General features: G+C 42.3%; 21 protein-coding genes. 8 read left to right on the top strand and 13 right to left on the bottom strand.

Annotation, left to right across the window (positions count from 1 at the left end):
• Positions 1-3: 3 nt before the first annotated feature.
• Positions 4-1,635 (top strand): RagB/SusD family nutrient uptake outer membrane protein, encoded by a 1,632-nt coding sequence (locus tag U0035_RS06480; RefSeq protein ID WP_114789205.1) that lies wholly within the window; start codon positions 4-6, stop codon positions 1,633-1,635.
• A 95-nt stretch (positions 1,636-1,730) separates the two neighbouring features.
• Here the strand turns inward: U0035_RS06480 and U0035_RS06475 are convergent, their stop codons facing one another.
• The 5 genes from U0035_RS06475 to U0035_RS06455 form a co-directional block, all read right to left on the bottom strand.
• A complete protein-coding gene (locus U0035_RS06475; protein WP_114789204.1) occupies positions 1,731-3,149 on the bottom strand; it encodes a Glu/Leu/Phe/Val family dehydrogenase in 1,419 nt (472 codons plus the stop codon).
• A 212-nt stretch (positions 3,150-3,361) separates the two neighbouring features.
• Positions 3,362-3,559, bottom strand: coding sequence for a CcmD family protein (locus tag U0035_RS06470; protein ID WP_245957579.1), 198 nt, complete (start codon positions 3,557-3,559; stop codon positions 3,362-3,364).
• A gap of 8 nt (positions 3,560-3,567) precedes the next feature.
• Complete coding sequence (locus U0035_RS06465; RefSeq protein WP_114789203.1) at positions 3,568-4,260, bottom strand: ABC transporter permease; 693 nt, start codon at positions 4,258-4,260, stop codon at positions 3,568-3,570.
• A 98-nt stretch (positions 4,261-4,358) separates the two neighbouring features.
• The gene (locus U0035_RS06460) at positions 4,359-5,006 is read right to left on the bottom strand and encodes a heme exporter protein CcmB (RefSeq protein ID WP_245957577.1); all 648 of its coding nucleotides are present in this window, start codon (positions 5,004-5,006) and stop codon (positions 4,359-4,361) included.
• Between the two features lies 1 nt (position 5,007).
• Positions 5,008-5,583: a thymidine kinase gene (locus U0035_RS06455; protein ID WP_114789201.1), complete on the bottom strand. Its 576-nt coding sequence runs from the start codon at positions 5,581-5,583 to the stop codon at positions 5,008-5,010.
• Positions 5,584-5,888: 305 nt separating this feature from the next.
• Here U0035_RS06455 and U0035_RS06450 point away from each other — a divergent pair, with 305 nt between their 5' ends.
• On the top strand, positions 5,889-6,614 hold the full coding sequence (locus U0035_RS06450) for a DUF8457 domain-containing protein (protein ID WP_114789200.1): 726 nt from the start codon (positions 5,889-5,891) through the stop codon (positions 6,612-6,614).
• Here U0035_RS06450 and U0035_RS06445 read toward each other — a convergent pair.
• Positions 6,595-7,830 (bottom strand): 3-deoxy-D-manno-octulosonic acid transferase, encoded by a 1,236-nt coding sequence (locus U0035_RS06445; RefSeq protein WP_245957575.1) that lies wholly within the window; start codon positions 7,828-7,830, stop codon positions 6,595-6,597. The two genes, U0035_RS06450 and U0035_RS06445, sit on opposite strands and share 20 nt — an antisense overlap.
• 504 nt (positions 7,831-8,334) lie before the next feature.
• Between U0035_RS06445 and U0035_RS06440 the strand changes: the two genes are divergently transcribed.
• The 5 genes from U0035_RS06440 to U0035_RS06420 all read left to right on the top strand — a co-directional run bounded on the left by U0035_RS06440 (position 8,335) and on the right by U0035_RS06420 (position 14,323).
• A complete protein-coding gene (locus U0035_RS06440) occupies positions 8,335-9,465 on the top strand; it encodes a DegT/DnrJ/EryC1/StrS family aminotransferase (protein ID WP_114789199.1) in 1,131 nt (376 codons plus the stop codon).
• 7 nt (positions 9,466-9,472) lie between these two features.
• On the top strand, positions 9,473-10,762 hold the full coding sequence (locus tag U0035_RS06435) for a nucleotide sugar dehydrogenase (RefSeq protein WP_114789198.1): 1,290 nt from the start codon (positions 9,473-9,475) through the stop codon (positions 10,760-10,762).
• Positions 10,762-11,310, top strand: a complete 549-nt coding sequence (rfbC, locus tag U0035_RS06430; protein WP_114789197.1) for a dTDP-4-dehydrorhamnose 3,5-epimerase — start codon at positions 10,762-10,764, stop codon at positions 11,308-11,310. The genes U0035_RS06435 and rfbC overlap by 1 nt, the downstream gene beginning before the upstream one ends.
• Before the next feature lie 8 nt (positions 11,311-11,318).
• The gene (rfbD, locus tag U0035_RS06425; RefSeq protein ID WP_114789196.1) at positions 11,319-12,182 is read left to right on the top strand and encodes a dTDP-4-dehydrorhamnose reductase; all 864 of its coding nucleotides are present in this window, start codon (positions 11,319-11,321) and stop codon (positions 12,180-12,182) included.
• Between the two features lie 95 nt (positions 12,183-12,277).
• On the top strand, positions 12,278-14,323 hold the full coding sequence (locus U0035_RS06420) for a protein-disulfide reductase DsbD family protein (protein WP_114789698.1): 2,046 nt from the start codon (positions 12,278-12,280) through the stop codon (positions 14,321-14,323).
• 24 nt (positions 14,324-14,347) lie between these two features.
• On the opposite strand, the gene U0035_RS06415 is transcribed toward U0035_RS06420, so the two are convergent.
• From U0035_RS06415 to U0035_RS06390, 6 genes are all read right to left on the bottom strand, one after another.
• Positions 14,348-15,037 (bottom strand): SMI1/KNR4 family protein, encoded by a 690-nt coding sequence (locus U0035_RS06415; RefSeq protein WP_114789195.1) that lies wholly within the window; start codon positions 15,035-15,037, stop codon positions 14,348-14,350.
• Positions 15,038-15,083: 46 nt separating this feature from the next.
• A complete protein-coding gene (locus U0035_RS06410; RefSeq protein ID WP_114789194.1) occupies positions 15,084-15,635 on the bottom strand; it encodes a dihydrofolate reductase family protein in 552 nt (183 codons plus the stop codon).
• A gap of 44 nt (positions 15,636-15,679) precedes the next feature.
• Entirely contained in the window at positions 15,680-16,024 is a 345-nt protein-coding gene (locus U0035_RS06405) for a DUF4180 domain-containing protein (RefSeq protein WP_114789193.1), read from the bottom strand.
• Positions 16,025-16,131: 107 nt separating this feature from the next.
• A complete protein-coding gene (locus tag U0035_RS06400) occupies positions 16,132-16,674 on the bottom strand; it encodes a hypothetical protein (protein ID WP_114789192.1) in 543 nt (180 codons plus the stop codon).
• Between the two features lie 81 nt (positions 16,675-16,755).
• On the bottom strand, positions 16,756-17,460 hold the full coding sequence (locus tag U0035_RS06395; protein ID WP_114789191.1) for a hypothetical protein: 705 nt from the start codon (positions 17,458-17,460) through the stop codon (positions 16,756-16,758).
• A 492-nt stretch (positions 17,461-17,952) separates the two neighbouring features.
• Positions 17,953-19,023: an NAD(P)/FAD-dependent oxidoreductase gene (locus U0035_RS06390; RefSeq protein ID WP_114789190.1), complete on the bottom strand. Its 1,071-nt coding sequence runs from the start codon at positions 19,021-19,023 to the stop codon at positions 17,953-17,955.
• 213 nt (positions 19,024-19,236) lie between these two features.
• On the opposite strand from U0035_RS06390, the gene U0035_RS06385 reads away from it, so the two are divergent.
• The gene (locus tag U0035_RS06385) at positions 19,237-20,148 is read left to right on the top strand and encodes an OmpA/MotB family protein (RefSeq protein ID WP_114789189.1); all 912 of its coding nucleotides are present in this window, start codon (positions 19,237-19,239) and stop codon (positions 20,146-20,148) included.
• 85 nt (positions 20,149-20,233) lie between these two features.
• On the opposite strand, the gene U0035_RS06380 is transcribed toward U0035_RS06385, so the two are convergent.
• The gene (locus U0035_RS06380; RefSeq protein ID WP_114789188.1) at positions 20,234-20,764 is read right to left on the bottom strand and encodes a porin family protein; all 531 of its coding nucleotides are present in this window, start codon (positions 20,762-20,764) and stop codon (positions 20,234-20,236) included.
• Between the last annotated feature and the right edge of the window lies 1 nt (position 20,765).

The following is a 20,765-nucleotide window of genomic DNA, read 5'->3' as shown; positions in this document are numbered from 1 at the left end:
CTCATGAAAAGATCTAAAATATATATAGCTGCATTTTGCATTATTACCAGTTCGACATTGTTGAGCTCCTGCACTAAATTTCTGGAGGAAGACCCGCTGGATACTAAAATCAGCAGTCAGTTCTGGAAAACACCCGCTGATGCTGAGTCTGCGGTAAACGGACTCTACTTCGGTGGCGTACCCTACCTGAACAATATAGATGTGGACGGTGGCTGGACGCCCAAAGCTACCATGTGGGGCGGCATTATGTCTGGCTTGTTTGTTGATAAACGTAAAGACAGAACATTCACCAATGCATCCGAAAATAGCACTTACAACATAGAGTCGTTTAATCCAACCGCCCAAAAGATATGGGCTGAATATTATATCGGGATTTCAAGAGCTAATTTCGTTATTACTAATATTCCTACTATGGAGGGAATATTGGACGCGGCCAAAATAAACAACTATGTCGCCCAGGGTAAATTCTTCAGGGCGCTGGCCTATTTTGCTCTCGTAAAGGATTTTGGAGACGTACCGCTGATAGACGCGCCTTTTACCTCTACAGAAGGTATTTATAAAGAGCGTACACCTGCTGCAGACATTTACAGATTTATTGAACAGGATTTGCTCAGCATCGCCGAAGGAGATGCCCTGCCCAACAAAGCGTTCTATGCCAATGGAGCGTATGTTACCAAACCGCTTGCCCAGTCTTTGCTGGCCCAGGTGTATTTGCAATGGGCAGGTGCCCCGCTCAATGGGGGTACTGAATATTATACAAAAGCTGCTGATATGGCTCAAAAGGTAATTAGTGGTGGTCAACACGCGTTGATTGATGCTGCAGGAACCACAAATGGAAACAACTCGGCGTTTAATGTTATAAAGACAACGAAGTCGTCAAATGAAATCATTTATGCTAAAGAGTATAACATGACCAGCTATAACGTTGGGAATTCCTATCCGGCACGCTCCATTGGTGCCGAAGCATTCCAGTGGAAAGATGCGGCCAATAATAATGTGTTCCGCCCTGCTGGAGATGTGATGTATAATGCCTATTTACCTGCCAATGTATTACTTGATAGCTATGCGCCTTCCGATATTCGTCGTATGGAAAAACAATTCTTTTTTCGTAACTATACTGATGCCACGGGTGTTGCGCATACCCTTAATAATGTAGGTAACTGGTTGTGGTTTGATGAGTCATCATTAAGAAATGGCCGGGACGGCGATTACAACATACCGATGATTCGCTTTGCGGAAATACTACTGATTGCAGCTGAAGGATTGGCAAGGACGGGAAGAGAAGGAGATGCAAGGGGATACCTGAACCAGGTACGCAGACGTGCCGGCCTGTCCAATGAAACGGCCAGCGGAGACGCGCTCATACAATCCATACTGACAGAACGGTTTCATGAGTTCCCGTTGGAGTTCAAAATTTGGGATGATATACGAAGAACCCGTCTCTATCCGGAAGCTAATGGGGCGCAATCGGGTAGATTAAAATGGGTGCCACTTGCTTCTGCAACTATTCAGAATAAACCCGAGGGTACAGCAAAAACCGGTGCAATACCCGAGCATGCTTTGTTATGGCCCATCCCTTTAAACGAAATGCAGGCGAATCCCGCGTTGAAAACCCAAAACCCGGGATGGAATTAAAAGGTGATACCTTTGACAATCCTGAGCCAACATGTACAAAAATGCCGCCTGTAAAAGGCGGCATTTTTTGGACCCTATTAAATACTTGGCTGTGATTATGGAAATATACCCAGCTCCGCATAAGTGGTTGCTACTTTATTAATAGCTACTACATAAGCTGCGGTACGCATATCCGGAATATTTTCATTACTCTTCCATTCGGCCATAATCTCTCGTGTAGCAGTGATCATGGTTTCTTCCAGGCCACTATGCACCAGGTCAATTTCATCGGCACCATGCTTGATCAGCGATCGGTTTTTATCATCCACCTTTTTACCTGTCAGTTCTTCTATCTCCTGTAAAATTCTTTCGTTCATGGTTTCATTAAATCTTTTCTCCATCCGGCCATAACGAACATGGCTCAGGTTTTTCAACCATTCGAAATAGGAAACGGTTACACCACCGGCATTCAGATACATATCCGGTACCACTAATGCTCCTTTTGCTAAGAGGATCTCGTCCGCATCAGGAGTTAAAGGTCCGTTGGCGGCTTCACCAATGATCTTTGCTTTCACTCTCGGTGCATTTTCTTTGGTAATTACCTGCTCTAACGCAGCAGGGATCAGGATGTCACAATCCAGTTCCAGGGCCGCACCGTTATTTTCCAGGTTAATAGCGCCGGGAAAGTCCATGATGGATCCTGTTCTTTTTCTATGTTCCAGTAACGCTTCCACATCAATGCCGTCGGGTTTGGATATAGAACCTTCAAATTCTGCAATACCTACAATGATAGCGCCGGCTTCACTAAAGAACTTAGCTGAATGATAGCCTACGTTACCCAATCCCTGTACTACAATTCGTTTGCCTTCCACACCGGGAGTTAAGCCCCGCTTCAGCATTTCTTCTTCCATAGAACATACTTCTTTCAGGCCGTAGAAAACCCCGAGGCCGGTGGCTTCCTTTCTGCCTCTTACACCACCCTGCGAAACGGGTTTGCCGGTAACACAACCTGCGGCATCAATTTCGTGCGGGTGCATGGCTGCATAAGTATCAACGATCCAGGCCATTTCCCTTTCGCCGGTTCCGTAATCGGGAGCAGGCACATCAACCGCCGGACCGATAAAATTCTTTTTAATTAACTCCGATGTGTATCGGCGGGTTATTTTTTCCAGTTCGTAAGGGGTATACTTTTTAGGGTCAATCTTAATACCACCTTTTCCACCGCCAAAAGGTACATTTACGATAGCGCATTTATAAGTCATTAAAGCCGCAAGTGCCATTACCTCATCCTGTGTAACCGCCATAGAAAAGCGAATACCACCCTTACAAGGGGTTTTGTGATGAGAATGTTGTACCCGGTAGGCCTCAATTACCTCAATGCTGCCATCTTCCTTCTTTACAGGAAAGCGCATGCGGTAAACTGCATTACAGGCGCTGATCTGCTCCAATAAACCTTTGTCCCATTTGGTGAATTCTGCCGCTTTGCTAAAACTTTTTTTTACGGCATCAAAAAAGCTGTTGTCATCGTTATGCATAGATATAGGATTTTCAATGTTTTGGCAAAATAGAAATTAATCGTTATTGATAAGGTTAATAAAACACTTATTTTGTTGACCGGTAGTAAAACGTATTTTATCGGCGTTTCCGGATAATCTGGCAGGCACAGGAAAATTCATTCATCGGTCCCGGCAATCAACGGTCCCCATGACACACGGCAAAGCAAATAAAAAATAAAGCAGGAAATAGGCTATACGTTAGTATTACCTTCTTCCAGCTTTTTTACCTTTTTTTCTATTCTTATTAAATAAAGAATCAAACCGATAAGGATGATCAGTATAACGGCAATTACTACATAGATCCTCCCGCTGCTATACATCAGGTTTTCTTTGGCCTGCGCATTAGCCAGCAAAGGAAGCAGGAACAAAACAAACATCAAAAACTTCATCGCCATCTTTATTTAATAAAATTTTTTTCTTTTACGTAGTTGAATCTTATTTTAAGCGTTGCAATCCATACCCCTAATAAAGACCAACCGATAAATGCCGGGTACTGGATCATACGCATAGCCGGACTTGAATCTTTAAAGTTCAACGCAGGGTTTCCTTCCTGTCCGGGGTGCAGGCTGGGTAACAACCTGGGCACTACCATAATGGTAGGAAACAGCATCGCGAAAGCAAAAATATTGTATACCGCACTGATCCGTGCCTTTTGATCTATATCCTGGATCGAGCTTCTTAAAATAAAATAGGCGAAATAGATCAGCAATGCTACGGCTGTACCGATTAACTTAGGCTCGCGGGCAACTGCGCTAAAAGAGTCAAAAGCCGGGTTGTTAGGATCGGCCCATGTATAACTGGCCCAAACAGCGCCGGTAGCGTAACCTAACAGCCCGAATACGATGCCTACAGAAGCGTATTGATTGGCAGCGATATCATTCTTTAAATTGTTCTTGCTTAAATATCGAATAGAATGCACCAGCGAGCAGGTAAATAATACAAACATGGCTGCCCACATGCCCACATGATAGAAAACGTTGCGGATGGTTTCTCCCAGCACCGGCAGGTTAGGTATATTTATCAATAAGCCACCTACCACCGCGTATACCAGTAATAGCACACAGAGAATCTTCCACCATGCTTTCCTCATACTAAAAACCAAATTTTAACTGATCAACACAAAAGTAAGTGGAAAGTTGATAATGTTTATGGATAATCTCAAATAGGATATACCTGATCTGCAAAACATCAGTCCCTCCATAAAAAAGGAAATAGAATAACAGACAGAAGTCCTACCAGGAAGTCCAGGGCAACCAGCAGCAGCACATCGCTCCATTCAAAACCCTGTTGCGTAGTGAAGGCAGCAGCAGATAATTTCATCAGGAGCATCAATTGCGGCACAATGAGCGGAAAGCCTAAAACGGCCATTATTGCGGCATTTTGCCTGGCCTTGGCGGCAATGGCTGCCAAAAACGTAAATACCATGCTCAGGCTGAATCCACCCAGTAAACTCAAACCGGTAAAGGGAAGCATTTTTTGAACCGGATTACCGATGAAGGCGAAGAACAGCACGAGGCTGGTAAGGGTCATCAGTAACATCAGCAGGCTGTTAAACAGCAATTTGGCCACCATAAAATGGGCTGGCGAAGATATTGTATAAAAATAAAGCATACGCGCCCGGCTTTCCTGCATAAAGCTTTTGGCTACTGCATTAATACAAATAAATAGTTGTATTACCCAGAACAAGCCATTCCAGATCTCTTTTTCGGGTTCCTGTATTGCCAAAAACAATACAAAAATAGTAGCGCCCATATACAGTAATATGCCGTAGAAGCTATATTGCTGACGCACTTCCAGTACTAATTCTTTTTTGAATAAGGTAAGAATCGATTTCAAATCAAAGTTCTTTTTTCTCGTTATAGCACACGCGACAGCGGGGTTCGTAAGCATCCATAGCACCCAGCATTACCTGGTCATCATCCGGGATCTTTCGATACGAGTAGTTGGCAATATTGCCACATTTTACACAAATGGCGTGGAGTTTCGTTACATAATCAGCTTTAGCCATTATAAACGGCATTTGGCCAAATGGTTTACCGGTAAAATCCATATCCAGGCCGGCTACAATCACCCTGATCCCGTGGTAAGCCAGCTTATCGCAAACATCAGGTAAGCCGTCATCAAAAAATTGAGCTTCATCAATACCTATCACATCAGCATCCTGCGCCATCAGCAATATTTTTTGCGAATTATCTATCGGAGTTGAATGAATCGCATTGGTATCGTGAGAAACTATATTTAGTTCATCATACCTGGTATCAATGGCTGGTTTAAAGATTTCCACTTTAAGGTTGGCAAATTTCACGCGCTTCAGGCGGCGAATTAACTCCTCCGTTTTGCCACTAAACATAGAGCCGCAGATCACTTCGATCCAGCCACGCCGCTCTCCGCTTAAATTGGGTTCAATAAACATTGTTAATATTTATACATTTTGCCGGCCTGCACAATATTTGTTGTCCATTGGCGTATTACTTTAAAATTCCCCAAAAGTAGCATGTCTGCGTGATGATTAGCTGTATTTATTTTAGATTTATGGGAAGTCCATGACATAGCAAAGCTGGCGTCAAACTTACCCTTGGATTGAAATAGCCAATTAACAGGTATTGTTTTTGCGGGATGAGTAATAGGCCGATGCTTAATGTGTGACGATCTCAGGTAATGTTCCCGGACGATTCTGATATTATATATACTACTGCTGGTGCTAATTAAAAAATGACAATGGAAAGAATCAGAAGCTTGATTGAAAAACTAAACATGCAATTTGCTCATAAAGTACCGTTGAGTCAGTTGTTGAGTACCGTACAAATGTTGCAGAACGAGATAGCCGGAAGCATGCGGGAGGTAGATGTACTGGGAACCAGCGGTATTTCGGTGATTGTTCCTAATGCCAAACCTATTCCTGGCAATTCGAATGCTGGAAATGAAAGAGAGCCGATAAAATCAGGAAATGAAGAAAAGGAATATTATCAACTGGTAGTGGAAGGTGGTGAGGATGAAGAGAATTTAGCTGAAACAGCTACGGAAATACCCAGCTATGAAGAGTTGATAAAATTACAGGAACAGTTGAAGACTTCTCACGGACAGGCAAGACTTAGCTTTAGCGATAGCAATGAGTTAGCCGATGATACGCCTACCTTATCCAGGCAAAACAGGCCGGGCGCCACTAAGGCTGCCAAACAGGTCTCTGCGCCAAAAGCTGGCAGAAACGCGATTAAGGACCTGAATAAGGCCATCACAGCGCAGGACCGGCTGGCGTTTGTAAGAGAGCTTTTCAGGGGAGATGAGGTTATGTTTGAGCGCAGTATCAAAACAATCAATAATTTTAGCTCACTTACTGAAGCTGAATACTGGATAGAGCGGGAATTGAAAACCAAGAATGGCTGGATGCCCGGCCATCCCGTAACCAGCCAGTTCGAGCAACTGCTTAAAAGGCGGTTTTCCTGAGCCAACGCAGGATTAGATTGGTTGCACCTGTATGTGCTGCAACAAATTCACCTGCGTTATGGCTATATTGCATTAATTGTTCCTCATGGTTAAGAAGGGATTGAGTTAACTGTGTTAACTCAGTGTCAGTTGTATACGTGAATGCACCTTTACTTTTTATTAAGCCAATGGCTTCAGCAAATTTCTGGTAATTAGGACCAAATAATACCGGTTTACCATACACCGCTGCCTCCAGCGTGTTATGAATTCCCGATTTCTTAAAGCCACCGCCAATATAGCTCACCATGCTGTAATAGTACAGTTTGGAGAGCATGCCTATATTGTCAACGATCAGCACCCGGGCCGCAGAGGCACCATTATTTACTTTTTTGAGTTCTGAGTAGAAAGCTGCGCCGCTAAAAGTTTCTCTTAAAAACCGGAGATGGGTGTCGGTAATTTCATGGGGCGCAATAATTAACGAAAGATTGTCCTGCTTTTCCAGTAGCTTTTTTAGCATCTGCTCATCCTCGGGCCAGGTGCTGCCTGCTACCAGTATTTTTTTACCGGTGATAAACTGTTCGATTAAAGGAAGCCGCTCAAAACTGTCAGCTATGGTTTTCACGCGATCGAAGCGGGTATCCCCGGCTAGAGTGATCTTTTCGGAGGGAACAATAACCGATATTCTTTCGTAACTCTCCTGGTTTTGCACAAATAACTGGCTGAAATAATTAGCCATTGCGCGGTGTACGCCACCATACCATTTGAAAAAAGGTGCATTGGCCCTGAAAATCGCGGAAATAAGTAGTACCGGTATATTTTTTTGATGCAGTTGGTTGAGATAATGGTACCAGTATTCGTATTTAACAAAGATGGATAGCGAGGGTTTTACAATATTAATGAATTGCTCGGCATTGATCCTGGTATCAAGCGGCAGGTAAAATACCCAGTCAACACCGGTATAGTTTTTCCTTATTTCATAGCCGGAAGGAGAGAAGAAGGTGAGTAATAACCGATGCTGCGGATATTGCAGTCTTAACTGCTCCAAAACCGGTCTTCCCTGCTCAAATTCGCCCAGGGAAGCGCAGTGCATCCAGATTATTTTTTCTTCGTTACCAACAGCCTTTTGCAACCTGTTGAAAATATCTTTCCTTCCCTCCAGCCAGAGTTTCGCCTTTTTATTGAATAAGGAGGCGATCAAAATAGCCAACTGATACAGCCTTACGGAAATATTATACATTAAAACATCCACTGGTTTGCCTTTTCGCAAATGTAAAGGGTGCAATTCAAATTTTCGCCTATGCTATAGTTCCTTTTGTAGATCCTTTTGAGCCTGTCGGGAAATCTCCAGGGCGATTGCATCAATCTCTTTGTTTGAAACAGAATATATCGCTGCTCCGCAGCTCAGATAACTAACGAATTATTATGGCAGCTATTCATACGACGTTGCTAGGCAATGATCACAATAATAAAAGCAGCATAGCTGCGATATATTAGTACAATAATCAAAAAGGAGTAGCGCTGCATTGCAGCGATATTTATAACTCATGCATCCGCCCGGGGAAATCTCTGCTATTTCCGAGACGCCTTCCCGTCCCTGCCCGTCCCGTCAGGCGGGCGTACCGGCACGGGCGGGCACTTCGGACGGGATGACTTTAACGAAAATTTGAAATACACTCAATGTAAAAGCAATCTATAATATTGCTTTTTATTTTATTACTTTTGCCCCCTTAAATTGAACCCTATGCGTCCTATCCAGATGGTTGATACCCGCAGCCAGTATCTTAAAATTAAGAGTGAAGTTGATAATGCAGTGTTGGAAGTGCTGGATAGTAGCGCCTTTATTAATGGCCCCGCTGTAAAGGAATTTTCACAAAACCTGGCAAATTACCTGGATGTGAAACATGTGATTCCCTGTGCTAATGGTACCGATGCTTTACAGATTGCCTTAATGGCCTTAGACCTGCAGCCTGGTGATGAGGTGATTACACCTTCTTTTACGTTTATAGCCACCACCGAAGTGGTCGCTCTTTTACAATTGAAGCCTGTATTTGTTGAGGTAGACAAGCATACATTTTGCATAGATGTTCACGAGCTGGAAAGCAGGATAACTCCCAGAACCAAAGTGATACTTCCGGTGCATCTCTATGGCCAGGCAGCGAATATGGAAGCCATCATGGCTATTGCTGAAAAGTATAACCTGTATGTAATAGAAGATAATGCGCAGGCTATAGGCGCTGATTTTACGTTTTTGGATGGCACCATAAAAAAAACGGGTACGATCGGGCATATCGGATGTACCTCTTTTTACCCCAGCAAGAACCTGGGCGCTTTTGGGGACGGGGGGGCTATTTGCACCAATGACGACGAGCTGGCAGCTAAAATGCAAATGATCGCCAACCACGGCCAAAGCAAAAGATATTATCATGATGTGGTAGGTTGCAACAGCCGTTTGGACAGCGTGCAGGCTGCTATACTCAATATTAAGCTAAAGCATTTAGACGCTTATAATGGAGCCCGTCAGGCAGTGGCGGCTTATTATGATAAAGCATTTGGCAGCACCAATAAGTTAACGGTTCCTGCCAGGGCCGATTTTGCCAGTCATGTATACCACCAGTATACCTTGCTGCTTAATGAGGTGGATAGAGAAGGTCTGGTAGCTTTTTTGGCCGAAAGGAAAATTCCAGCAATGATCTATTACCCCGTTCCGGGTCATAAGCAAAAAATGTTTGCGCATTTCAATACGGAAAACCAGGAGTTGCCCATTACCGACTGGTTAACAGAGCGGGTGGTTTCTCTGCCTGTTCATACAGAAATGGATGAGGAGCAGCTCGCTTATATTACCAGTGCTGTTCTGGAATTTGTAAATCAATAATGCCGGCATGTACACCAACCTGGTAACAAAAAAAGCCAAGCTGGCTGTCATTGGCCTGGGGTACGTGGGGTTGCCCATTGCGCTCGCCTTCGCCAAAAAGCTTTCCGTTATCGGCTTTGATATCAATGAAGAGCGGCTGAACCTCATGAGGCAAGGTGTCGATCCCAGCAAAGAGCTGGATGCATCAGCTTTTAAAAACACGGACATTCTTTTTACCAGTTCTGTTGATGTATTAAAGGAAGCCAGCTTTTATATTGTTGCGGTACCTACACCGGTTGATGATAAAAATATTCCTGACCTGCATTTCATTACAAAAGCTTCTGAAATAGTCGGTCAGGTCATTAAGGCTGGCAACTATGTAGTTTTCGAATCTACGGTTTATCCGGGTTGTACGGAAGAAGATTGCCTGCCGGTAATAGAAAGAGTGTCCGGACTTGGCAATGCTACTGATTTTAAGTCAGGCTACTCTCCGGAAAGGATCAATCCCGGAGACAAAGTGCATACGCTGAGTAATATTACTAAGATAGTTTCCGGCTGTGATGCAGAGGCGTTAGAGGAAATTGCTAAAGTGTATGAGCTGGTAGTGGATGCAGGCGTATTCCGGGCTTCTTCCATCAAGGTAGCGGAGGCCGCCAAAATTGTAGAGAATACCCAACGGGATCTCAATATTGCTTTTATGAATGAGCTGTCGGTTATTTTTGATAAACTTCAAATTAATACGTTTGAAGTACTGGAAGCAGCGGGCACCAAGTGGAATTTTCTAAAGTTTCAACCAGGCCTGGTGGGTGGGCATTGCACCGGCGTAGATCCTTATTACCTGGCCTATAAGGCTGGACGGCTGGATTATAAAGCCCAATTAATATTGGCCGCCCGGCATATTAACGATGCAATGGCTAAGTATGTGGCCGAAAAAATAGTAAAACATATTATTAAATCCGGTATTAATGTCGGGCAGGCAAAAGTGCTGGTAAAGGGTGCCACATTTAAGGAGAATGTAAGTGATATCAGGAATAGCAAGGTGGCTGAGATAGTAAAAGCGTTACAGGATTTTTCGGTGCTGGTAGATGTGGAAGACCCCTATGCGACATCCGAAGAACTAAAAAAGGAGTATAATATCGAATTGCAACAGGAGATATCAGCCGATTACGATGCCGTGGTAATTGCAGTGCCGCATAAGGATTATTTATTGCTCGACGACGACTATTTTTGCAGCATTACCCGGCCAACAGCCCTTATCGCAGATTTGAAAGGTATCTATCGGAATAAAATTTTAAACAGAAAATATTATAGTTTATAATGCCGTTCACCACAACACCTTTAGAAGGATTATTGATATTTGAACCCAGGGTTTTTGAAGATAGCCGCGGGTACTTTTTTGAAGCGTACAACAAATCACAATTTGAGGCAGAAGGATTACAGTATAATTTTGTACAGGACAACCAGTCTTTTTCAGGTTACGGCGTGGTGAGAGGGTTGCATTACCAGCAAAACCCGCATGCGCAATGTAAGTTGGTTCGTGCTTTAGCGGGCAGAATACTGGATGTAGCAGTGGATATCCGTAAAAATTCACCCACTTACGGCCAGGTATTTTCCATAGAGCTGACCGCAGGAAATAAAAAGCAATTGTTGATTCCGGCAGGCTTTGCCCACGGTTTTTCCGTTTTAAGCGAAACAGCGGTAGTAATGTATAAATGTGATGCGCTATATAATAAGGAAAGCGAAGGAGGTATTATTTATAACGACCCGGAATTAGCGATTGATTGGCAATTGCCCGAAGGTACGGCCATAGTATCTGATAAAGACCTGGTATTACCTACTTTAAAAGCGTGTAACAATAATTTCTAAATTCATTTATGGCGCAAAAAACAATACTGGTTACCGGCTCCAATGGTCAATTGGGCTCAGATTTAAGGGCTTTAGCGGTTCAGTTCCCTGATTTCAATTTTTTGTTTACTGACCGGGCGACGCTTTCTATAACCGATGAAGCGGCTGTAAACCTTTTTTTTGAAGTGCATCAACCAGACTTTTGCGTTAACTGCGCTGCTTATACAGCGGTAGATAAAGCAGAAGATGGCGCTGAACTAAGTAGTGTTCAGGCTTTGAATGCAGATGCAGTGGGTTTCCTGGCCAGGGCTTGCACCACTTATCACACCAAATTCATCCAGATTTCAACTGATTATGTTTTTGAAGGGAATGGGACTGAGCCTTATAGGGAGACCGACCTAACACAGCCCGTAAGTGTTTATGGCGTTACTAAATTAGCAGGGGAGCAACTGGCAGCAGAGTTTACAGATGCCATTATTATTCGTACGGCCTGGGTATATTCTACCTTTGGAAAAAACTTTGTAAAAACCATGATCCGCCTGATGACAGAAAAACCACAAATAAGTGTTGTCAGCGATCAATATGGTACACCTACTTACGCAGCGGACCTGGCTGCAGCCATTATGCATATCATCAGCTCGGGTAACTGGGTACCGGGTATCTATCATTATACCAACGAGGGGCGCATTAACTGGCATGAGTTTGCCCTGGCTATTAAAGAGCTCATACATTCGGAATGTGAAGTAAAAGCCATTCCAACCATACAATACCCTACGCCGGCTAAACGGCCCGCATGGAGTGTTTTGGACAAAACCAAAATAAAAGAAACCTACCAGCTGGAAATTCCCGACTGGAAGGCCAGCCTGGAACTTTGCCTCGGAAAAATGCAATAATACCAACAATACGATAGCTTTGTTGTTTACTTAATAATTGACTGCAATAGCAGGCAGGGCAGCGAATGATTGCCTGGAAACAATACATATTCATAATGAAGCGTTTTTTATTATCATTTTGGGCGGTGTTATCCACGCTCTTTTTATGGGCACAGGACACTACGGCGGTACAGCTTTCTGTTGATCAGAAACGTGTTAATAAGGATGAAGTTGCCATCACGATTACAGCAAAGACATTGAAACCGGGAGTTGCTCTTTATGCGCTTCAGAAAAGCCCGGATGATGCAGTTTTTTCACAGGTGAGTTTCGACAGCAGCCTCGCCGGCCAATTAAAAGGGGATCTTACGGAGAAAGGAAATATTCAATCCGGGTTGGATTCAACGCTATCTTTAAATGTTTCTTATGTGACGGACTCTATTCAATGGATACAAACCTTGAACGTTGCTGAAACAGATACATTGCTGGTTAAAGGTAAAGCCACTTATATGTTTAAGCTGGGGGATGAATACCCTTCGGTTGAAAAAGACTTTCGCCTGGTTGTTATGCCAGAGGCAGTAAAAGGTGAAAATGTAACAGCTGCCGGAAAAGCGTCCGGTGAAGAAAATCAATCGTTATTGTGGATTTTTGTAACAGCATTTGCCGGCGGTTTGCTGGCATTGCTCACTCCCTGCGTGTACTCCATGATACCGGTTACGGTAAGCTTCTTTACCAAGCGAAGTAAGACAAAGCTGGAGGGCAGAAAGAATGCAGTGGTCTATTCTTTATCCATCATATTTATTTTTACATTTATCGGTTTTTTGATCACGCTGATCTGGGGGCCTACCGCTTTAAATGACATTTCTACTAACTGGATCTTCAACCTGTTTATCTTCTTGGTTTTTGTGGTGTTTGGTATTTCTTTTCTGGGAGCTTTTGAAATTACGCTGCCTGCTTCCTGGTCTAATAAAGCCGATTCAAGGGCCAATGCATCCAGTTTCCTGGGTATCTTCTTCATGGCGATGGTTTTAGTGGTAGTGTCTTTTAGTTGCACCGGACCCATACTGGGCCTTTTATTACCGGTTATATTTAAAGGAGGATACGCCGGTCCATTGATTGGTTTCTTTGGCTTTTCGCTGGCGCTTTCCATCCCGTTTGCGCTGTTTGCCTTTTTCCCTTCCTGGTTAAATAGTTTAAGCAAACCGGGCGGCTGGATGAATTCCATTAAAGTTACTCTTGGGTTTATTGAGTTGGCATTAGCGCTGAAGTTCCTGTCCAATGCAGACCTGGCTAAAAACTGGCGTATACTGGACCGAGAAATATTCATCGTGTTGTGGATTGTGATCTTCCTGTTACTTGGGCTTTATTTGCTTGGCAAGCTTAAATTCAAACATGATGATGAATTACCGAAGAACGATTTTGGTATACCTTACCTGTCTGTAACAAGGTTATTCTTTGCGATAGCTGCTTTTTCTATGGTGGTGTACCTTACACCTGGCTTATGGGGTGCTCCTTTAAAAGGTTTAGGTGCTTTCCTGCCTCCAATGGGTACCCAGGATTTCAATGCAGATGACCTGCCTAAGGGTTTTGATGTATCCAAATTAACAGCTCCGGCAAGCGGGAGAGTGACAGCAACACCTGATAATACATTGCCACACCCCGTAAGATTTGCTGAAGCTATGAAAAAGAATGAACCGGATGTAGTCATCAATAATGGTATGGTTACCTACTTCGATTACCAAGAAGCTTTAGAAGTTGCCAGGAAACTAAAAAAGCCATTAATGCTGGACTTTACAGGAATCAACTGCGTGAATTGCCGACTGATGGAAACACAGGTATGGAGCGATCCGGAAGTGATGAAATTGCTAAAAGAGGATTTTGTGATTGCTTCTTTGTTCGTGGACGTACATGATGAAACTGTGATGCTGCCGGTGGCAGAACAATTTTATTCTGAAGACCTGGGTAAGCAGGTTGAAACCCTGGGAGATCTGAATACACACCTGCAGGTGAGCCGTTTTGGCAGCAACTCTCAACCCAATTACTTCTTTTTAGATGGAAAAGAAGAACGTTTGTTGCAGGATGGCTATGGTTATAACCCTGCTAAAGGCGTTAAGGAATTTAAAGATTGGCTGCTCAAAGCTATTGAGACGTACAAGAGCAGATAACCCGTTGTTAGCTTTCACACAAGGTTAATCATCTTCCGCTTCCTCGTCTTCATAAGACACATACGACCAGTCGACATCAATATGGTCCAGTATGTAGTCGAACTGTTCCTGGTTGCTGGTGCCGGTAAAAATGGCGGCACAATTGTTACGGTCATCCAGCGAAAGGCTAATAACTGCTTCAAAGTTGTTGGTGTATACTTCTTGTTTTTCCCAGGATATTTCAGGCACCAATGTCCAGCTCTTTTCGATAAGCTGATAGGTTTCGGTGTCTATAGGTTGTAAATAGTTGGCATTATAACGCAATCCGCCCAGGGTGCCATTATAGATGGCCATCAGCAAAAAGAAAAGGTCGGTGGCCTTTGTTTCCAAATACCAGTCCGGCTTTCTTTTAGTTCCGTAATTCCCCCAAACCGGCGGATTATCCAGGTGCAGATCAGCCTCTTTGATACCCCAGGATGATACGGCCTGGTTTTCTTCGTAAAAAACCAGATACCGGTCTTTAGAGAATTGAATATCCTTCCCGGGTTTTAAAAGCCTGTTATGAGAATAGTTGACCGCTTCATTTTGTCCTAGCTCCAGGTAATAATGTCTAAGCGCTTTAGGTAATTTTATACCCAGTCTTTTTTCAAGGGCTATTACCTCGGTTTCGGAAAAACCATCACTTTCATGATCCGGTATGCTATAAAGTTTTTTTATTTTTTGTAATGGAGTCATGCGAAATAGTAGAAATGTTTATAAAGGCCAAAAGTCTGTTTTATTATTATTGCCTGGCTGGCTTGTAGTAAAATATCACAGATCCTGATGCGAAGGTTTTTGTCCGGATCAGTTGAAACTCTATTCTGTTGTCTATGTTCCTGAATAAGGGCAAACCCGAGCCTACCACTAATGGATGAACACAAATCTGGTATTCATCTATTAAATTCAATTTGGCTAACGCCACAATCAGGCCCGGACTACAAGCTAAAATGTCGTCACCTTTTTGGTGTTTAAGTGTATGCACTTCAGTTGGTATATCCTGATCAGCCAGTCTGGCAGTAGGCCAGTCAACAGCTTTCAATGTATGTGAAAAAACAACTTTGGTAATCCTGTCGATGGATACGGCAAACCCGTCTGTGGCCTTATTGCCCGTGGGATTACTCAATACTGTGCGCCAATACTCCATTAACTGGTAGGTGATCCGTCCGTAGAGGGCTGTGTCCGCACTGTTTAACAGTTCGGCATAGTGTTGGTGTAGCGCTTCATCAGGAACACCGGCTGTATGGTCGCAGAAACCATCCAGGCTCATATTTATGGCCGCAATAAGCTTTCTCATATAGTCGTAAAATTACTAACCTCAGATCTGTTTCTCTTTAACTATTATATCGCTTCCGAAAGATTGTTTACAAAATTAATTTGCTTCCCTTTGTTACTTTCAAAAATAAAATCATGTAAGCTCTTACTATCGAATTTAAAAAAATCTCCGATAATTACCAGGGGCATCTGGTATTGCGCAAATTTTTGAAGTATATCTCCTGCAAGCCTGGTCTTGAGGTCAAAGAATTCGGGCGTGATATTTTTTTCATAGACAATGATTTTTTCATAACCCTGGTAGTAGAGATTGCCCAGTAAGTCTAATCCATCGTCGACAGATTGTAAAACGATTTCATCAGTAATAATTTCAGCTACCTGGAGTCCCTTGCTATAGTGCGTTTCAATTTGCATATTACCTGGATTGTTTATTGTTATGTTGCTTGGTAAATACATGAGTTTGTTTCATGCTAAATTAAATACAGTGCCAATTGTGTTTAAATGGAACATTCAAAAATAAATCATTTTTCAGCCTCATCATCTATATATACGTAAGTAGAATCTAATTCGTAATAAGACCTGTTTTTATTCCATTTAAAAATTGATACCTGAAGTTTGGAAGGGTTATACGGCTCTACTTCTACTGATGATTGTATAGTCCATAAGCCATTTTTTTCTGTTTTGAATTCCACATTTTTTAGATAGTCCAGGAATGAGAGCTGGTAATAGTTGTCGTATTGCTTTAAAAACAAACCATACATACAACCTCCCGTTCCGCAAGCGCCTAAATAAACCAAAATATCTCCTTTATTATCGGCATTGAAGTCTCCCAATTTAATGGGTTCCGTTTTGGCCGAACTGTCTGGTAATTCAAAATTTGATTTTTCAGGAGCTTTAATGCTGACAAAGTTTTCATGGAGTTTGAATTCCAATCTGAACAGGTTGGCTTTATTAACCATGGTTTTGTACTGATCGGACGTAGCATTGTGCTCAGCTCTTTTGTTTTCCCGGTTATGGGCGCAGGAAATTAAAAGAAATAATAAAGCTGTCAGGATGCTTTTCATTTTGAGTAGTATGTGAATTTGTAATGGCTTATTGCTGGCAGATTTAGTCGGTTTTCTTTAATGGATTTAATAACCCGGAAGTCAAAACCTTTCCGTGTATTTCATAAAAAAAGCATGCTTACCTTTTATGATTACTTTTTTACTTCTTGGCGTCCTTTCTTTGTCAACAGGCTGAACTATAATTATCTCGAAATAGCTGGAATGCGGATCCCGTGGAATGAGTTCTTTCTTTGTTTTGAATCCATAGGTGTAAATGCCTATTTTTTCAATATTTTGTACGGGGAACCGGACTGTGCTTGAGGAATCAAGTATATGTTGTCTTTTTACTTTACGCGCAAAAGTACAGTTCCTGTTTTTAGGTGCGTGAACGAGGTGTATATAGTTTTTGGCTTTGTTAAGATATAAGGTCATTAAATCAAATTTGAAATGCTCCGTTCCTACCTCAACTTCGTTTTCATATTCCCGGGTTTGATAAATGATTTTAATTTCAATCGAATCGGCATTGTCAATCTTTTTTTCAGTCAGGGTTAATACCGGTGTTCTCGGGACTTTGTCGGGGTTTAAAATCACTTCTTTACCTGAACTCACCCATTTGCCCGAAGTCTCATAGTTTTTAAATGTATAAGGGAAAACATAATCGGGAGCGCTCAAACTAAAAGTACCGTCTGCTTTCAATTCTAATCTCGTCATATCGGATACATAGTTGCCAATTATTTTTGAATTGTCCATTTGGCAATAAATAATAATAGTGGTCAGCGAGAAAATAAATGTTAGTATATATTTCATTGGGTTTGTTATAATTTGATGCCAACTTCCAGGTGTACCATAGCTGGCTTGTGTATTCTTACTTAAAACAATTAGTTGCTAAAGTAGATATTTTTCAACTGGAGTTTTCGATCTTGTTAGCCGACTTACAAATCGTGGGTGTGTGAAAGGAAAGGTGGGATGCATCTGCAGCTTGGAGATTCGGTCATTAAACACGTCATAAATATTTGACAAAATCCTTCCCTTTCAAAAGATATAGATGAAATCTATGGAGGTATAAGTGTTATCTATTGCTTACTCAAAAGATTATTTATTTTCATATGGCCCTATTCTACCCCGGACTTCTTTCTGCCTGGTGACTTTATCTCACCCAATATCAATTATAGATCGCCCGACCGCTGCCTGTAATGGGGCGTTGTTTTAAATTACTCCAGGAATATGGATCGATTTAATGGCGGGGATTGCTTGCTGTAACATGCAAAAAGTAAGAAACATTCAATAAAAAGGCCGCTCTTATAATTGCGATCTTGACAGGATGCGCGCGTGTCGGTTTATATCGGCTTCTTTTTCAATTGGAGTTTGTTGTGTCAGGTGTTGCACTAATTGCCAGGCAAAATAGGGTGCAAGCGAACACCCTTTTGTGCCCATTCCATTTAGTATGCCGATGTTTTTATAAACGGGATGTAAACCTACAAAAGGCCGGCGTTCTACAGTGGCCGGACGTACGGCCGCTTTATGATCAATTATTTTATAGGGTACTTTTAGCCAGCTATTTAAATTTTGTTCAGTTGATCTTCTGAAAGCTTCCGTGGGTTTATCGTTATCAAACTCCCATATATAATTAGTGCCTGCCCAGAAAATGCCCGGTTCGCCAAATGGGGCCAGTGTCATCGATTTTTTATAAATATGACCGGCCGGTAGCCCGGGAGCTTCGATAATAATGGCTTCACCCTTGTTCAATGCAAAGGGTAGTAAATTGAAGTAGGGGTTTTCGCTCCCCTCAACGCCATCACAAAAAATGACCGCATCGGCTGTGATGTTTTCATATTGCACACCAATGTTCGATACCTGCAGATTATTAAAATTGAATGCTTGTTCAATAAATGTGTTTTGATGCAGTAAGTGTTGGCGCCAGGCAGGTAACAATTGCTGAAGATTTACAATATAGGCAGGTTCTATAATACCGGTCCCAAATTCATAGTTGAAATATTCATTTAAATATTGTTCATCTTTAGCCAGGCTGATATAGGGGGCCTGTTGGTTCATTTTTTTTAGAAAGCTCTCTTTCATAAAGGGGTTAGGAAAGAAGTCTACTATATCCATTTTTGAAATGGCTTCAATATTTAACTGTGTGCCTATTTCTTTGTAAGTTTTCTCAGCAAAAGGCAGGATAATATCATCCATCCAGACGGTTACTACACGCCGGCCAGTTACAGGATTAATTAATCCGGCGGCGGTTTTAGAAGGGCTGTTAGCAAGAGTATTATCTATGACAATAAAATCTAAATCATGTTGCGCGCAAAACCAGGAGAATAACGTTCCTGATACTCCCTGTCCGACGATTATGATTTTTTTGCTTTTCAATTTTAATCTTTTATTATATATTTTTTAATGTATAATTTTTTAAAAGGTAATATCTTGCGCCCGGTATTTTTGACTTTCGTTTGTTTTTAGGATGACCACAGTATTTGATCGTGCAACTTAGGCATTTAATTTGTCATCCTATCTAAATTGTAGATACTTTTTAGGCCCTTTCGGGCAAGGTAATGTTTCTTTAAACGATATAAAATCAGATATATGGATAAACGTTTCTTAGTTGGACCAGCTGCAATATTGGTTAGCGGTATGTTGTTAACCGGTTGTGTGAGTACTAAAAAATTTACAGCTTTACAAAGCGACTATGCCAATCTTAATGGCCGCTTACAATTGGCTTTGTCCGACTTGTCGGCCAGCCAGTCGCGTGTAAAAGGTTTGGAAGAACTGCTGGCACAGGAAAAAGCAAATAATGCCTCACTGCGAAAGTCATTAGCTGCTTTGCAAGCTACTTTAGATAAAAGTATCAGTCAGAACAGCCAGGGCAATGTCAATATTTCCAAGCTGGTGGATGAAATAAACGCCTCGAACAAATACATTCAGCATTTGGTAAACACGAAAAATAAAAGTGACTCGCTGAATATTGTTTTGACGAACAATCTCACCCGTTCGCTAAGCCGCGAAGAATTAAAAGATGTAGACGTAAAAGTATTAAAAGGTGTAGTGTATATTTCGTTAGCGGATAATATGCTGTATAAATCCGGTAGCTACGAGATTTCCGACAGGGCAGGGGAAACTTTGAGCAAAATTGCCAAGATCATCCAGGATTATAAAGATTATGATGTACTGGTAGAGGGTAATACAGATAATGTTCCTATCACCCGTCCTAATATTCGCAATAACTGGGATTTGAGTTCATTGCGTGCCTCTTCGGTAGTTCAGGCGCTGCAAAATACGTATGGTATAGAGCCCAAACGTTTGACCGTTGGTGGTCGCGGTGAGTATAATCCAATGACGGACAATTCGACTGAAAACGGGAAAGCGAAAAACCGTCGCACAGAAATTATTATTACTCCGAAGCTGGATCAGTTTATGGAGTTGATAGAAAAAGCGCCCACTGAGCAAAACAGCGACCCGGCAAAGTCTAATATGTTAGAACAGCCGGCTGCTGGATAATTATAAAGAACAGTATGTTGTGAAGTAAGGCCGTGGTTGAATCCACGGCCTTACTTGTATAGAAACTAAACCAACAAAGTTATCTTTAAAACAGGTAAGCCAGCCTCAATCCTACATTATGCTCGTTTACATCAACCGGCCGGTCTTTTTTATTAAAACGCGAACGGCCCACTTTGGCAGAAACATCAAAATGGTCGGCGAACTCATAACCTAGTGCAAAGCAATAAGTAAAACCTCCCGCAGCTTTTTCACGGTTGTCTTCGAATTTAACATTATGAGCGAAGGTGTAGCCAAACATATCTTGCCCGTACAAACCTTTCAGCACCGGCAGGGGATATTTAATCACACCTAAAACGGGGATCGCACCATAGCTGGGCCTGGTACCGCTACCCAAGAGCGTTTTAGTACTTTTGAAGTTTAAATACCCGCTATGTACACCCAGCCAGAGCCGCTCTTTGATCCATATATCTAATTGCGCTGATCCTCCCAAACCCAGGAAGGAAGGATCGTGATTAAAAGACGTCAATAGTTCGGGGCCAATAGTGAATTTGGTTTTTTGAGCTGTAACACTGATACAGAATACCAGGCATATGTAGATGAGAAGCAGCTTTTTCACA

This window comes from Niabella yanshanensis (assembly GCF_034424215.1).
Taxonomy (GTDB): Bacteria; Bacteroidota; Bacteroidia; order Chitinophagales; family Chitinophagaceae; genus Niabella; species Niabella yanshanensis.
The sequence above is the reverse complement of the archived record's forward strand: the minus strand, read 5'-3'. Positions and strand labels throughout refer to the sequence as shown.